Annotated in this window: 10 protein-coding genes and 1 pseudogene; 2 read left to right on the top strand and 9 right to left on the bottom strand. The window is 68.8% G+C overall.

What is annotated here, in order from left to right:
* Positions 1 to 104: 104 nt before the first annotated feature.
* Genes ACF1AL_RS38545 through ACF1AL_RS38520 form a run of 6 tightly spaced genes read right to left on the bottom strand, consistent with a single transcriptional unit; the run spans position 105 to position 7,179 of the window.
* A complete protein-coding gene (locus tag ACF1AL_RS38545) occupies positions 105 to 1,220 on the bottom strand; it encodes a Zn-dependent alcohol dehydrogenase (RefSeq protein WP_391699819.1) in 1,116 nt (371 codons plus the stop codon).
* Positions 1,221 to 1,251: 31 nt separating this feature from the next.
* Positions 1,252 to 2,610, bottom strand: a complete 1,359-nt coding sequence (locus ACF1AL_RS38540) for an NAD-dependent succinate-semialdehyde dehydrogenase (protein WP_391699821.1) — start codon at positions 2,608 to 2,610, stop codon at positions 1,252 to 1,254.
* 26 nt (positions 2,611 to 2,636) lie between these two features.
* Complete coding sequence (locus ACF1AL_RS38535; RefSeq protein ID WP_391777431.1) at positions 2,637 to 3,341, bottom strand: transporter; 705 nt, start codon at positions 3,339 to 3,341, stop codon at positions 2,637 to 2,639.
* Positions 3,338 to 4,732: a flavin monoamine oxidase family protein gene (locus tag ACF1AL_RS38530; protein ID WP_391699825.1), complete on the bottom strand. Its 1,395-nt coding sequence runs from the start codon at positions 4,730 to 4,732 to the stop codon at positions 3,338 to 3,340. The genes ACF1AL_RS38535 and ACF1AL_RS38530 overlap by 4 nt, the downstream gene beginning before the upstream one ends.
* Positions 4,716 to 5,651 (bottom strand): alpha/beta fold hydrolase, encoded by a 936-nt coding sequence (locus ACF1AL_RS38525; protein ID WP_391777432.1) that lies wholly within the window; start codon positions 5,649 to 5,651, stop codon positions 4,716 to 4,718. Before ACF1AL_RS38525 ends, ACF1AL_RS38530 begins: the two co-directional genes overlap by 17 nt.
* Positions 5,644 to 7,179, bottom strand: a complete 1,536-nt coding sequence (locus tag ACF1AL_RS38520; RefSeq protein ID WP_391777433.1) for a flavin-containing monooxygenase — start codon at positions 7,177 to 7,179, stop codon at positions 5,644 to 5,646. Before ACF1AL_RS38520 ends, ACF1AL_RS38525 begins: the two co-directional genes overlap by 8 nt.
* A 517-nt stretch (positions 7,180 to 7,696) precedes the next feature.
* On the opposite strand from ACF1AL_RS38520, the gene ACF1AL_RS38515 reads away from it, so the two are divergent.
* Entirely contained in the window at positions 7,697 to 9,229 is a 1,533-nt protein-coding gene (locus tag ACF1AL_RS38515) for an APC family permease (protein WP_391828752.1), read from the top strand.
* Here ACF1AL_RS38515 and ACF1AL_RS38510 read toward each other — a convergent pair.
* On the bottom strand, positions 9,168 to 9,776 hold the full coding sequence (locus tag ACF1AL_RS38510) for a helix-turn-helix domain-containing protein (protein WP_391699836.1): 609 nt from the start codon (positions 9,774 to 9,776) through the stop codon (positions 9,168 to 9,170). The genes ACF1AL_RS38515 and ACF1AL_RS38510 overlap by 62 nt on opposite strands.
* A gap of 446 nt (positions 9,777 to 10,222) precedes the next feature.
* Between ACF1AL_RS38510 and ACF1AL_RS38505 the strand changes: the two genes are divergently transcribed.
* A complete protein-coding gene (locus ACF1AL_RS38505; protein WP_391777435.1) occupies positions 10,223 to 11,341 on the top strand; it encodes a PucR family transcriptional regulator in 1,119 nt (372 codons plus the stop codon).
* A 44-nt stretch (positions 11,342 to 11,385) separates the two neighbouring features.
* Here the strand turns inward: ACF1AL_RS38505 and ACF1AL_RS38500 are convergent, their stop codons facing one another.
* Positions 11,386 to 12,672: an MFS transporter gene (locus ACF1AL_RS38500; RefSeq protein WP_391777436.1), complete on the bottom strand. Its 1,287-nt coding sequence runs from the start codon at positions 12,670 to 12,672 to the stop codon at positions 11,386 to 11,388.
* 752 nt (positions 12,673 to 13,424) lie between these two features.
* Positions 13,425 to 13,997 (bottom strand): annotated as a pseudogene (locus ACF1AL_RS38495) (FUSC family protein); the annotation flags it as partial.

Here is a 13,997-nt window from a genome sequence, read left to right as displayed (position 1 = left end):
CATCGCGGCCCGCAGGCCCGACCCCACACCCCCGCCGACGCTGCGTCGAGCTCGCTCGAACGCCAAGCGTGATGATTCCAGGGCCATGCGATCGCCCCTGCCTTTCAGTACCTGATCACCGAGCGGATGCCGATGCCGCGCTGCATCTGGTCGAACGCCTCGTTGATGTCCTTCAGATCGATCACACGCGTCACAAGGGAGTCGAGATCGATGCGGTTGTTCATGTAGTGGTCGATCAGCATGGGGAAGTCGGCATCCGGCTTGCTGGAGCCGTAGTTGGAGCCGATGAGCGACAGCTCCTGATCGGACATGACGAACGGGTCGATGGAGATCCTCATGCCGTCCGCCACCTGCCCGGCGACCACCGCCGTGCCGCCTCGGGCCAGGACCTCGTAGGCCGACTCGATGGTGCGTGGCAGCCCGATGGCCTCGATGGCGATCTCCACACCGCGTCCGCCGGTGAGCTCGTGCACCTTGTCGGCGAAATTCTCGCGGCCGTTGTTGATCAGATCTGTGGCACCGAAGACGCGTGCCTGCTCGAGCTTCTCGTCGGAGATGTCCGCGGCGATGATCCTCCGCGCGCCGGCGAGCCGAGCACCCTGAATCGCGTTCAGGCCGACGCCGCCGCAGCCGAGGACCAGCACGGTGTCGCTCGGACGCACCTTGGCCGTGTTGACGGCCGCGCCGACGCCGGTCGTGACGGCGCATCCGACCAGAGCAGACTGTTCGAACGGGGCGTCGCTCCGGACGGCGATCGCGCCCGATTCGGGCACGAGAGCGTACTCACCGAACGTTCCTAGGCCCGCGAAGCTGTACACGTCGCCCTCGCCCACGGACCTGATCCGCGACCGGCCGTCGAACGACAGGTGATTCGCCGAGTGCTGGCTGACCATGTCACACAGGACCGGTCTGCCACTGATGCAATAGCGGCAGCGGCGACAGGACGGCGTCCAGGACAGCACGACGTGATCGCCCTTCTTGAGCGTCGTGACGCCGTCGCCGACCCTCTCGACGATCCCGGACCCTTCATGGCCGAGAATCATCGGCGAGGGCACTTCCCATTCGCCCACGACGACGTGAAGGTCGCTGTGACACACCCCGCTTGCCTTGAGCCGCACGAGCACCTCGCCGGGCGGAGGCGTCGAAGGGATCGCCACTTTCTCGATGGTCAGTGGTTCGTTCGGTGCCCTGAAGACAGCGGCGTCGAATTCGATGGTCATGACAGGTTTCCTTCTGTCCGCGCTGGGGGGATCACGTCCGAGCGGTGCGGATGAGTTTCTTGTTGGCGAACTCGTCGATTCCGCCCCGGCCCAGTTCGCGGCCGAAACCGGACCGCTTCACCCCACCGAAAGGCAGTTCCGCGCCCTCGAGTCCGACGCCGTTGACGAAGACCATGCCCGCCTCGATCCTGTCGGCGACGCGCATCGCCTGCTCGGCGTCCGTCGTGAACACGTAGGAGCCCAGCCCGTACGGGGTCTCGTTCGCCAGCTCGACGGCCTCGTCCTCGGATCCGACGCGGTAGACGGTCGCGACGGGGCCGAAGAGCTCCTCGGCGGCCGACGGCGAGGTCGGCGAGACGCCCGTCAGAACGCCGGGCGGGAAGTACGCCCCTTCGCGCTGTCCAGCGGAGACGAAGGTCGCCCCGTCAGCGACGGCTCGCTCGACCTGGTCCTCGACGTACTCGGCGGCGGCGACCGAGGAGAGCGGCGCCAGCCCGTCGGTCAGGGCGAGCACCTTCTCGGTGAACTTGTCGACGAAGGCGTCGTAGACGTCCTCGGCGACGATGAAGCGCTTCCCGGCGTTGCACGCCTGCCCGGCGTTCTCGAACCGCGCCTCGACCGCCGCCTGGACCGTGGCGTCGAGGTCACGGGTCGACAGCACGATGAAGGGGTCGGAGCCGCCCAGTTCGAGCACCACCTTCTTGAGGTTGCGCCCGGCCTTCTCGGCGACCTCCGCGCCGGCCCGTTCCGAACCGGTGAAGGAGACGCCCTGCACCCTGGGGTCCGCGATGGCGCGAGCGATCTGCTCGCCGGTGGCGTGGACGTTGACGTAACAGCCCTGGGGGAAGCCCGCGTCCGTGAACAGCTGCTGGAGTGCCTCGGACGACTCCGGGCACTGCGACGCGTGCTTGAGCACGATGGTGTTGCCCAGCGCGAGGTTGGGCGCGGCAAAACGGGCCACCTGGTAGTACGGGTAGTTCCAGGGCATGATCCCCAGCAGCACCCCGATCGGCTGGCGACGGACGAAAGCGCTGCCCTCTCCCTCGAGGAGCTCGATCGGTTCGTCGGTGAGGAACTTCTCCGCGTTCTCGGCGTAGTACCGGTAGATCGAGGCGCTGAACTCGACCTCCGCGACGGCCTCGTCCACCGGCTTGCCCATCTCCCGGTGGATGATCTCGGCGAGCTGCGCGCTGCGCTCGTCGTGGAGGGCGGCGACGGCGTTCAGCAACTGGGCGCGCTGTTCCACGGAGGTCTGCCTCGACCACTGCGCGTAGGCCTTCGCTGCCGCGTCGACCGCCCCCTCGACGGCCTCGTCCGTCGCGGTGGGGTACTCCTTGACCAGCTTGCCGCTGGCGGGGTCCACCACCGCGTACACGTGCCTCTTCGCCATGCTGACTCCTTGTTCGTTCTCGGGGTTCATGCGAGGGTTTCGGTCGCGCGGGCCGGGTTCGCGTCCAAGGCCGCGTTGTGGTCGTGCAGCGCGCGGTAGGCACGGAAGTAGACGAATCCCTGGGTGCCCCACGTCGCGAGCGCGGCGGTGTAGAAGATCGTGCGGTTCGCGTCGTCGAAGGACAGGGGGAAGAAGTCGTAGGTGATCGCGATGGTGGTCCCGGCGGCCGTGACCAGCCCCGTCCAGATCGCCTGCCACCTTGCGCCCGCGTCCCAGAGCCGCTTGACGAAGTACCCGAGGAAGACCGCCGTGAGGAGATTGACGACGACGTAGAACACGGCGACCGAGAACGCGGCGCGGTCGGCGTGGAGATCCGCGCCGTGGAAGTGCCGCAGGAACAGGCCGGCCACCACGGCGACCGCGAACACGGCCACATCGACGCCGAGGCTCGGCTTGTAGCGATGAGTGACCTTCATCAAGCCCATGATCAGGATGAGCGTGATGCCGACCGACCTGGAGAACGCGTCGAAGAAGTACGCCACGTCGTACAGGACGCTGTCGCTCTTGGCTCCGAGCAGCGACCAGAGCAGGAAGTTGCTGCCCGACGTCGCGACGACCATCCACTCGAGACCGAGGAGGTAGTTGCCGTACCGGCGGACGAACCTCCAGCCGTAGAAGTAGCCGGCGAAGATCATCCACAGGTCGGCGAGCAGGAACAGCGCTTCCTTCATCGCAGCGCCCCCTCTCGGACCTCGCAGGACAGGAGGGCGGCCACGCGCTCGGCGGCACGCTGACCCGTCAGGACCGCGCCGTTCATGGTGCCGGCCCATTCGCCGGCGGTTTCGGTACCGGCCCAGTGGATGCGCCCGTGGGGCTCGGTCAGCGCCCTGCCGTAGCTCGTGGTCGCGTAGGGGGCGACGGCGGGATTGGGGCCACCGGGGGCGAACGGCTCCGCCCCCCAGCAGTGGTCCACGTAGTCGATGGGGTTGCGGGCCTGCGGACCGTAGAGGTCGGCGAGCTGCCGGACGACCCGGTCGCGTCGGATCTCGGGGCTGAAACCGTCGAAGACACGCGGATCGCAGAAGGCCATCAGCACGCCCGGTCCGCTGTGCGCGGGTGACACGTCGAAGGTGATGAACACGGTTCCGGTGTCGGTCACTGCCTCGCCGGAAAGTCCGCCGGCCCGCCAGAACGGCACGTCGTAGGCCGCGAAAGCCTTGCTCAGCACGCCCATGCGCCAGTTTCGCGTGAGCCCTTCGGCCTGCTCGGGCAGAGCGGGATCGAACGCGATGGCGGCGCGGTGCGCCGGCGCGGCCGTGACGATGCCGTACCTGGCGTGGATCTCGCCGGAGTCGGTGTGGACGGTGACGCCGTCGTCGTCCTGCGTGATACGGCGCACCGGTGTCCCCAGGCGCACGCGGTCGCCGAGCTTCTCCGCCACCCGCTTGGCGATCTCCTGGGTGGTTTCGACGAGCCGGTCCTGCTGCTGGCCGCCCTCGACGTCCAGCATGTGATCGATGCCGCCCGCCGCGCGGATGTAGCGCAGCGCGTGCAGCAGGGACACATCTGACGGGGTGCAGCCCCACTGCACCTTGCTGATGACCGTCATCAGCGCACGGGTGCTCGGCAGAGCGTTCTTCCGGTCGAGCCACTCGCCGAACGAGATGGCGTCGAGCCGGCTCGCCCCGGGCGACTCCCACGCGGCGTCCACGTCGATGGTCGAGACGAGCTTGTTCACGGCCAGCTGCATGCGGGCCATGTCCACCAGGGCCGCGGGGGAGACCTTGGGGATGGTGCCACTGTAGGTGCGGCGCCGGCCTGCCATCCAGAGCACGTTGCGGCCCTGGTCGAACTGGCCGGTCGTGGTACACCCCACCCGGTCGGCAAGGTCCCGGATGGCAGTGTGGCGCCGTGCCACCCACGTTGCGCCGAGGTCGACCTTCACGCCTGCCACCTCGCCGGACAGGGAGCGGCCTCCGACCCGGTCGCGGCCTTCCACGACCAGGACGGACTGCCCCATGCTCACCAGTCGCTCGGCAGCGCTCAGGCCGGCGAAGCCGGCACCGACGACCACGACGTCGACCGAGGTGTCCGCGGAGCCGGGCTTACGAGATCCGGACATGGTTTCCTCCTTCGCCCACGCGGTCCGCGTGCTGGGAGATGTACTGGGTGACGGGGCCGACGAGGGCCTCGGGGATGTGGTGGCCCATGCCGGGAATGACCACGTGCTGGGCCGAGCGGATCGCCCTCACCGTCGCTGCGCCGCCGCTCGGGTGGACCAGCAGGTCCCGGTCGCCGTTGATGACCAGCGTCGGTGCCGTGATGGTGCTCAACTGGGCCGTCCGGTCTCCGGAGCGCTGGATCGCCTGGACCTGGCGCGCCACGCCGGCCGCCGGGTCACCGGCGCTGCGGTCCCAGCCGCGGGCCGCGATGGCCGCCTCGGCCGCGTCGTCGATGGGATATCCCGTCCCCGCGATGTGCCGGGTGAGCCGCAGGTGCGCCCGCACCGCCGCGGTTCTGGTCCTCGCCGGCGGGGCGGCGAGGAGCCGGATCGTCGACAGCGCCGGCTGGCCCACTTTCTTCGACCCGGTGGTCGAGTAGATGGAGGTCAGCGACAGAACGCGCTCGGGGGCCGTGGCCGCGATCGTCTGCGCGATCATCCCGCCCATCGACCGCCCCACCACGTGCACCCGCGAGATCCCGAGGCAGTCGAGTACGCCCACGGCGTCCTCGGCCATGTCGGCGAGCGCGTACGCGTCGCTGCGCGGGCGCCCGGCGAGCTGACGCCACAGCGCCGGAGGGGGTGCGGCGACGAACGTCGACTGGCCGACGTCACGGTTGTCGATCGCGACGACCCGGAATCCGCGGGCTACGAGCGAGCCGAAGAACGCGTCGGTCCAGAAGGTGAGGTCCTCGCCCATACCGGCGATGAGGAGGATGGCGGGGTCGGTCTTGTCCCCGAAGTCCCGGAAGCAGATCCTCATCCCGGAAGGCAGGGCCGCGTACCGGTCGGTGCTCTCCGCGCCGTTCGTCTCAGACATGGGTGGCTCGCCTCCCACCGAGCGACTGCGCGGCCGCCCGCCGGGAGCCGAACTGCAGGTGCTCGTCGGCCACCGGGCCGCGCAGGGCCTTGGCGTCCTCCGGGTAGGACATCGCCATCCGCCAGGGCTTTTCGAGGCCCTGCTTGGGCAGCACCTTCTCGCCGCGCCTGGCGTAGCCGGCCTGGAGGTCCATGACGGGCCTGCGCTCCGTCCCCGCCGGTGCGACCGGAACGACCGTGTCGTATCCGCGGTCGTCCATGTGCCGGACCAGGTCGATGAAGTAACGACACATCAGGCTCACCTTGAGCGTCCAGGACGAGGTGGTGTAGCCGATCGCCATCGCCCAGTTCGGAATCCCGCTCAGCAGCATTCCGCGGTAACAGAGCGCGTCCGCGATGTCGACCTGACGCCCGTCGACCACGATGGGCATGCCGCCGAAGAGCTGCAGGTTCAGCCCCGTCGCGGTGACGATGACGTCCGCTTCCAGTTCCTCACCCGAGCTCAGCACGATGCCGCGTTTGCTGAACCGCGCGATCGTGTCGGTGACGACGGTCGCGGAACCCTTCTTGATGGCGTCGAAGAAGTCGCCGTCCGGCGCCAGACACAGGCGCTGGTCCCACGGGTCGTACGGCGGATTGAAGTGCTTGTCGACGTCGAACCCCTTCGGTAGCCGCTTGATGTTCTCGCGCCGGATCAACCGACGTCCGGCCTTCGGGAACGTCCGCAGTCCCTTGACGACGGCGCGGTCGATCCAGATGTTCTTGAACCGCGTCACGGCGTACCCGCGCTCCTCCCCGAGCACCTTCGTGAGTGCCAGGGCGACCTTGTCGACGCGCGGCAGCGCCAGGACGTACGTCGGGGTCCGCTGCAGCATCGTCACGTGCCGGGCGGCGCCGGGCCCGGTGGCCATGGCCGGCACCAGCGTGATCGCCGTCGCGCCGCTGCCGATGACGACGACCTTCTTGCCGCTGTAGTCGAGCGTCTCGGGCCAGTGCTGCGGATGGACGATCGTGCCTTCGAAGTCGTCGCGCCCCGGGAACTGGGGGGAGAACCCCTCGTCGTACCGGTAGTAGCCGGTGGCGGCGAACACCCATCCGGCACGGATCGTCTTGGTCACGGTGCCGCCGCCGGCGGGGTCGGCTGCCTCGACGGTGAGGGTCCACCGCGCCTCGTCGGAGGACCATTCGGCCCCGACGACCCGGTGGCGCAGCCTGATGAGGGGCTCCAGGTGGTTCTCCTCGACCGTCTCCCGGAGGTAGTCCCGGATCAGCGGCGCGTCGGCGATCGCGGCTTCATGACGCCACGGCTTGAACTCGTAGCCGAACGTGTGGAGGTCCGAGTCCGAGCGGATGCCCGGGTAGCGGAAGAGATCCCACGTGCCCCCGATGTTGTCGCGGCCCTCGAGCACGAGCAGGGACTTGCCGGGGAGCTCCCGGCGGAAGTAGCTGGCCGCACCGATTCCGGAGATCCCCGCTCCGATGATGATGACGTCGAACTCCTCGATGGCGTCAAGCACCTCAGTTGTCATGGTGTTTCCTCGCTGTTCCCGGGGTGGTGATCTCACTGTCGCCAGCCACGGCCATGGGCGGAACGACAGCGTGCACCGGCTGGTCCCGGGGCTCGGTGCACGATGCACAAGCGGTCCGGTAGTGCCGCCTTCAGGCGGTTGCAGGCAGCCGGGTACGGCCTTGGCCGAGGTCTCGCCGACTCTCGAAAGAAGCCGGGATCCCGCGGATCTCTCTGATGTGGCCGACGTCGCCGCAACTCTTGCGGTGACTTCACCGGCGTGATAGTCGTTTGCGGCGTTTACCAGTACTAAACACCTGCGCGGTCGCGTCGATGGAGATTTCCCGGCACGTGCGGCCGTGGCCCAGGGGGAGCGACCGGCCGTCCGGGATGCCGCTCCCGGTCACGACCTCTCAGGACTGAGCCCGCTTCGAGTCCTCGAGCGAGGCACGCCCTGATGCACGCCGCGCACGCGCCCGCACCCGCCGCACTTACTCATGACGAGCCGGCACCGGCCCGTGAGCTGAAAGGTGGTCGCCATGGCCGACCTCTCCGAGACAGGGCACTTCGAAGCACCCGGCAGGGAAGCAGGCCCGGGCAACCCGCTGCACCGCGGGCTCGGCGTATCGCAGATCGTGTTCATGGTCGTCGCCGCGGCGGCGCCGCTCGGGCTGGTGGCCGATGGGGTGCCGATCGCCTTCGCCGTGAGCGGCAGCCCGGGAATGCCCCTGTTCTTCGCGCTGACCACCGTGATGCTGCTGATCTTCGCGGTCGGCTTCACGCTGATGGCGGGACGGGTGCGCAACGCGGGCGCCTTCTACGCCTACATCCAGGCCGGGCTGGGCCGGATACCCGGTCTCTCGGCAGCGACGCTGGCGCTCTTCTCCTACACGCTGATTCTCGTCGGAGTGAACGCCTACGTCGGCGTCGCGACGAGCAATGTCGTCGAGCGGTACGCCGGCATCGGCTCCTCGTGGTGGTTGTGGGCGTTCGTCTCGCTCGGGATCATTGCTTTCCTCGGCTATCGGGACATCGAGCTGAGCGCCAAGGTGCTCGGCGTCGTGCTGGTGCTGGAGTCCCTCCTGCTCCTGGTCATGGACCTCGGCATCGTGGGCCACGGTGGCGCCCATGGCCTGACGGCGAAGCCCCTGTTGTCTTCGATCCTGGGGAACGGCTCCCCGGGCCTCGGCATGATGTTCGCCTTCTTCGGGTTCATCGGTTTCGAGGCGACGGCCGTGTTCCGCGACGAGGCCAAGGACCCTGACGTCACGGTTCCGAGAGCCACGTACGTCGCGATCCTGGTGGTCGGGATCTTCTACTCGTTCACCGTGTGGGCGGTCGTGGCGGGTGTCGGCGTCGACTCGGTGACCGGAGCCGCGAAGGCCGACCCCGAGGGCCTGGTGCTGGCGCTGGCGCGGAGCTACGTCGGACCCGTCTGGTTCGACGTGATGCAAACTCTCCTGATCACCAGTCAGTTCGCGTGCGCGCTGGCCTTTCACAACGTCGTGACGCGCTACCAGTTCGCGCTGTCCCGGGCCGGTGCCCTTCCGGCGCGGCTGAGCGTCGTTCATCCCCGGCACCGGGCGCCGTCAGCGTCCTCGGGCGTCGTCTCGGCGGTCGCGGGCGTCACCACGCTTGTCGTCGTCGCGCTCGGCCTGGACCCGATCGCGAACGTCTACGCCTGGTTCTCCGGCGCCGCCACCCTCGGCATCGTCCTGCTCATGGCCGCCACCAGCCTCGCGGTGATCGGCTTTTTCCTTCGGCAGATCGACGAGCAGGACGGGCAGCGGTCGGTGTGGCGCACGGTCGTGGCCCCGGCCCTGGCCTTCCTCGGCCTGACCTGTGTGGTCTACCTGGTGGTTGCCAACTTCCCGCTCCTCGTCGGCACCACCGAGGGTGCTTGGGTGATCGGCGGGTTCGTCGCCCTCTCGGCCGTAGCCGGCTTGGTGCAGGCGCTCGTCCTGAGGGCGTGCCGTCCGGCTGTCTACGAGCGACTGGATGCGGGCAGCTCTAGGAGGGTTCGCGGGCGACACGAAGGAGCGGAGGCGACAGGACCCACAGGACCTCGCTGACCGTCGTGCCCGGGTTGTCGAACTGATGCAGCGTCCGGCCGGAGAACGAGGTGGACACGCCGGCTGACAGCAGCCGGGTCTCGCCCCCGACGATCAGACGGGTCTCGCCGCACAGTCCCAGCGCGAAGATCGTGGTGGTGTCGAGCCGATAGGGGCCGCCCGTGCCCCCGCCTGGTTCGATCACTGAACGAAAGACCTGGAACGCCGTGGTGCTCGCGGGCGTGAGCAGGTACTCGGTGACTCCTTCACCACCCATGTCGATCCGGCTTCCGCCCTCCACGACCTGCTCATCGGGGTAGGCGAACAGCTCGCCGACCCCGATCTTCAGCACATCGCAGACGCGCAGCAACGTCGCGACGGAAACGTTGGTGAGACCACGCTCCAGCTGACTCAGGAAGCCCTTGGTGACGTCTGCCTGATGCGCGACCTCCGTCAACGACAACCCGCGGCTGAGCCTGATCTCCCTCAGTTGCGCGCCTGTGGACGCTTCGAGGGCAGGAGAGCCCTTGGCCGCTCCGCCTGCTCTTCCGCTGTCCTCGATGGACATGGTGTGCTCACCGCCCGTCCTGAGGTCGCCATCGTGTGGTCTTCGGGAGAAGGGGCGAAGACGTCGCCGAACCCCTTGCAGCACCCCTGACAGCGTGATAAATCTTCCGCCGTTTACTCATACTAAACACCGCGCTGCTGGAGACCGCATGCGGGGCCGGAAACCGCCGCTGCCGCACGGTCGTAGCGCCCCGACGCCTCTCGCTGTCGTCGGCCGGCGGCATGGCACCCGACCTCGCCGGCGGCCACGCCGCCGACCGGCCCTTCCTCTGTCCGTGAAACGGCACGTCGGGAGCGCCGGCTCCAAAGGATCAGAGGGAGACTTGAGAAATGGAAGATCTGTGGCCCCCGCCCTCCCGCGAGGTCGCCGATGTGATGAGGTCGCTCTGCCAGCGCCTGCTGACGCAGACGGACGCCCTGATCGACGCCGTCGCACGGCCCTCTCTCGTGGCCCAGAACGATCCCGCCCTCCTCGCCGACGCCTCGCTGGTCGAGGAGGATCGGGCACTCAACCGCTCCGACATCGTCCAGTGGCTGACCGCGAACATCCAGCAGCCGGGGCGGCGGGTGGAGCCCTACATCGGCCCGAGGACCACGGCGTACATCAACGATCTCGTCTCCCGTGGCATCGCACCCGACTTCGCCGGTGCCTGGCGTGTGGCACTGGGGATCGGCTGGCGGCGCTGGCTGGAGGAATGCGTGGCGCACTGCGCCGACCCCGAGCTGCTCGTGGGGGTCCTGGACGTGTCGGGGAAGTCGCTGGTGCAGTACGCCCTCGATTCGGTCGCCGCCCTGCGCGAGGCCGGCCTCGCCGCCGCGATGGGCAATGCGGGTGCCGATGCGATCGCGCTGATCCAGCTGATCGCCGGCGGGGCGCCGATGGCGGAGGACCTCGCCGAGGGGCGTCTGCGGTACCGGCTGGCCCGGTGGCACGTGGGTCTCGTGTTGTGGGTCGATGATCCTGAGCACGTCGATGCCCTGGACGAAGCGATCCCGGCCGCGCGTTCCACTGCCGCGGGCCGAGGCGCCCTGGTGGCGCGTGCCAGTGCGACGTCGCGATGGATCTGGCTCTCGGGGCCGGGTGTCCCGGACCTTCACCACGTGGAGAAGGTCCTGGCGACGGCCGACGAGGTGCGCGCGGCGGTGGGAAGGCCCGGACGTGGACTCGAAGGGTTCAGGTCCAGCCACCAGGACGCGCTCGCGGCGCAAGCGCTGATCACCCGCCTCGGGTCCGACCGGCGATTCACCGCCTACGCCGACGTGGAGCTGATCGACGCGCTCACGAAGGACCGTGCCGGAGCACGTCGGTTCGTCATCAACACTCTCGGGCCGCTCGCCGAAGCCGACACAGCACTGCGTCAGGCACTGCTCACCTACGTGCAGTGCGGCTTCAACACCACCCGGGCTGCCGCCCACCTGTACGCGCACCGAAACACCGTCGAGCGGCGGGTCTCGCGCGCCAACGAGCTCTCGGCCGTCAAGGTGGAGGACAACCCGACCCACGTGGCCGCGGCGCTCCTGGTGCTGGACATCGCACCTGACATCGTGGCGACCGGATCGAGCTGAGCTCACGTCACGGGGCGTGGTGTGGCAATCGGACCGAACTGAGCTCACGTCACGTGTGGGTGCTCGAGCTTCCTGAACCAGTGAAGTGCCGGGAGAGCGAGCAGAGTGGCGGCGGACAGGACCCCGAATGCCATCTCGGGGCGGGCGATGAAGAGTCCGACCGCCGTCGTCAGCAGTACTCCTCCCAGATTGCCCGCCATCCAGATGAGTCCGGCCGCCGTGCTCTCGGCTTCCGGTGCGTGCCGCTCGCTCAGGGAGAGCACGATGGGAAGGGCCGGGAGCAGTACGAAGCCCGTGCCGAGGAGCGTGAGGAAGGCCATGGCCGTGCTCGGCACCAGGGCGAGATGGAGGCAGGCCCCGGCCGTGAAAACGATCGAGACGCCCATGACCTGGACCTCGCGGCCGTGCCGGTCTGCCCAGATGGGCACGACTGCGCAGCCGACCACACCGGCGATCATGGTCAGAGCGAGGATGAGGCCCGCGGTGGCTTCCGAGACTCCCGCCGGCGCCAACAGCGGTTGCACGAACGTCGCGAGAGCGATGAACGTGCCCATCGGGATGGCGACGACCGCGCACAGACGGCGTACGTGGCGATTGCCGAAGGCCGCGCGGAAGGCCCGCAGGCCGCTGGTCACGGCGGCGGACTCGCGGCTCGTGCGTGGCGGGAGGCGCAGTGCCCCGACGAGACACAGCCCGGCGTCCATGGCGATCAGGGCGGTGACGAGGGTGAGGGTACGGATGTGGCTCTCACCTGGCAGAAACGCGCCGAGCAAGTAGCCGAGGACCATGCCGGCGAACGTGGCGGAGGATGCGGCGGCGATTCCGGTGGCGCGGTGCCTTTCCGCGAGGTAGCCCACAGCGAGACCCGGTATGGCGTTGAGGATGAAGGGCTGTCCCACAGCGGCGACGACCTGTCCGATGAACGCCCAGGTGAAGTCGTCGGCAACGAGCCTCAGGAACGCCCCTGACGCGGTGAGTGCCGCGCCGACCACGAGGGAGGGACGGAGAAACCGGTCGAGCGCGATGCCGGCGGGGATGGCAAGGAGGACGTAGATCAGCGGGAAGACCTGGGACAGCAAGCCGATCGCGCCGATGGAAACGCCGAAGTGCCGTGCGGCGTCCTGCGTCACGGGCGCGTAGTTCACGAAGAGCGCCTGGGTCGCGGCCGCCAGGAGCCCGTAGGCGAGGAAGACCGACCACCGGCTCTTCGTGTGCTGCTCGACGTGCGCCGCGGCCATCGTCGCGGCTACGCGTGCGTTCTCGTTCGCGCTGGGCAGCGGGGCGTGCAGACCAAACGACTCGCCACGCCTGCGGGCGCTGCGTCGGATCATGACGGTGGCGACTGCACCTACACCTACGGCGGCAGCTCCGCGCGCTCGTCGCCGAGCGGTCGTCGACTCCGGCATCTCATTGTCCTTGTCGGTCGATCGGGGGTGCTCCACTGTCGCGATCCGGACCGACCTTGGGTACGACACAGTGCACCTGGGTTTGCCCTTCCCGGTGCACTCGGCACCACGGGTTCTGCGCATTCCGCGAAGAGCGTCCAACAGGGTCGGCGTCTTCACGACCAAGCCGGCTCCCGCGAAATCCGAGGCCGAGAGCCCGCTCACCGGACTGAAGCGATGTTGCTCACAACCTTCGAGTCCGGTGCGTGCCGGCGGTAGAGTGAAGACCGCCCTTGACCTGCACAAAGCAGGCAGGGAGCCGTCTTCCAGGAGTCAAACATGCTGCGCACCATGTTCAAGTCCAAGATCTAGCATTTGGGTGTGTCCGCAGGTCAGAGTCTTGAACGCGGCGTCCAGGTCAGCAAACGGTCAGCATCGGACCGCGGGGTGTTCCGCGTTGCTGACTTGCGGCTGCCAGGGGCCCGCTGTGCCGCCCGGCGTCCGCTCGGAAGGCTTAACGCGTGGCTCGACAGCTCGTCCGTGGGATGGGGTCCTTCTTCAAGGAGTGCGGTTGCCGGCCAGTTCACTGCTGGCGACCCCAAGGCGAGAGGCGACGGCCGGTCGGCCATGTGAGAAGGGGCGGGCTCAGAAGCTATTTCCCGCTCCAAGAGGCGCGGTGCTCGCCGTCGCCGGCGCCGTCACCCACCTCGGTGCGCGGGCCCTGATCCGTCACCTTCCGCCGCCACGGCGGCCCGCACCCGCTGCTCCTCGCGAGCAGAGCCGACGTCCCGTTCCAGGGGTGTGCGGCTCACGGCTGTCGCGAGGTCTTCCAAGGCCCGTTTCTGCAGTTCCGCCTCCCGCCGCACGACCGGGTTCCCGTTGGCGGCGGCGTCCTCCCACGCGTGGAGCGCCTCCTCCACGCGCCCCCAGTCCGGATTCCTGTGCTCGCGCACGGCGACTGCTGCCTTCGAGGTGTCCGTCTCCAGGGCCTCGGCGAACCGCTCGGCCTCGGGGACGAAATGGCTGTCGGCCCGCGGGACGTGGCTCTCCATGAGCATCGCCGCCCGGCCGAACCCCTTGAGCGCCTCCTGCGCCTCCTGCGCCTCGCGCGACGTCAGACCCCTGGGGCGGACCGGTTCCTGCCTTGCCCGGTCGTATGCCTCCTGCCAGGCGGCACGTGCCTCCCTGCTCTCCAGCAGTGTCCTGCGCATGTCGGCGCGATGCTCCCGGGTCGGTTCGGCGTAGCTGCGGAGCACCGCGGCCGCGTAACG

The organism is Streptomyces sp. NPDC014801 (assembly GCF_043082085.1).
Classification (GTDB): Bacteria; Actinomycetota; Actinomycetes; order Streptomycetales; family Streptomycetaceae; genus Streptomyces.
This window is presented reverse-complemented; position numbering and strand designations above follow the sequence as displayed.

Coding starts and splice junctions, on each gene's coding strand:
- ACF1AL_RS38535 (WP_391777431.1), bottom strand. CDS start 3,341: ATGAAGGAAGCGCTGTTCCTGCTCGCCGACCTGTGGATGATCTTCGCC.
- ACF1AL_RS38530 (WP_391699825.1), bottom strand. CDS start 4,732: ATGTCCGGATCTCGTAAGCCCGGCTCCGCGGACACCTCGGTCGACGTC.
- ACF1AL_RS38510 (WP_391699836.1), bottom strand. CDS start 9,776: ATGTCCATCGAGGACAGCGGAAGAGCAGGCGGAGCGGCCAAGGGCTCT.
- ACF1AL_RS38500 (WP_391777436.1), bottom strand. CDS start 12,672: ATGATCCGACGCAGCGCCCGCAGGCGTGGCGAGTCGTTTGGTCTGCAC.
- ACF1AL_RS38540 (WP_391699821.1), bottom strand. CDS start 2,610: ATGGCGAAGAGGCACGTGTACGCGGTGGTGGACCCCGCCAGCGGCAAG.
- ACF1AL_RS38515 (WP_391828752.1), top strand. CDS start 7,697: ATGGCCGACCTCTCCGAGACAGGGCACTTCGAAGCACCCGGCAGGGAA.
- ACF1AL_RS38525 (WP_391777432.1), bottom strand. CDS start 5,651: ATGTCTGAGACGAACGGCGCGGAGAGCACCGACCGGTACGCGGCCCTG.
- ACF1AL_RS38545 (WP_391699819.1), bottom strand. CDS start 1,220: ATGACCATCGAATTCGACGCCGCTGTCTTCAGGGCACCGAACGAACCA.
- ACF1AL_RS38520 (WP_391777433.1), bottom strand. CDS start 7,179: ATGACAACTGAGGTGCTTGACGCCATCGAGGAGTTCGACGTCATCATC.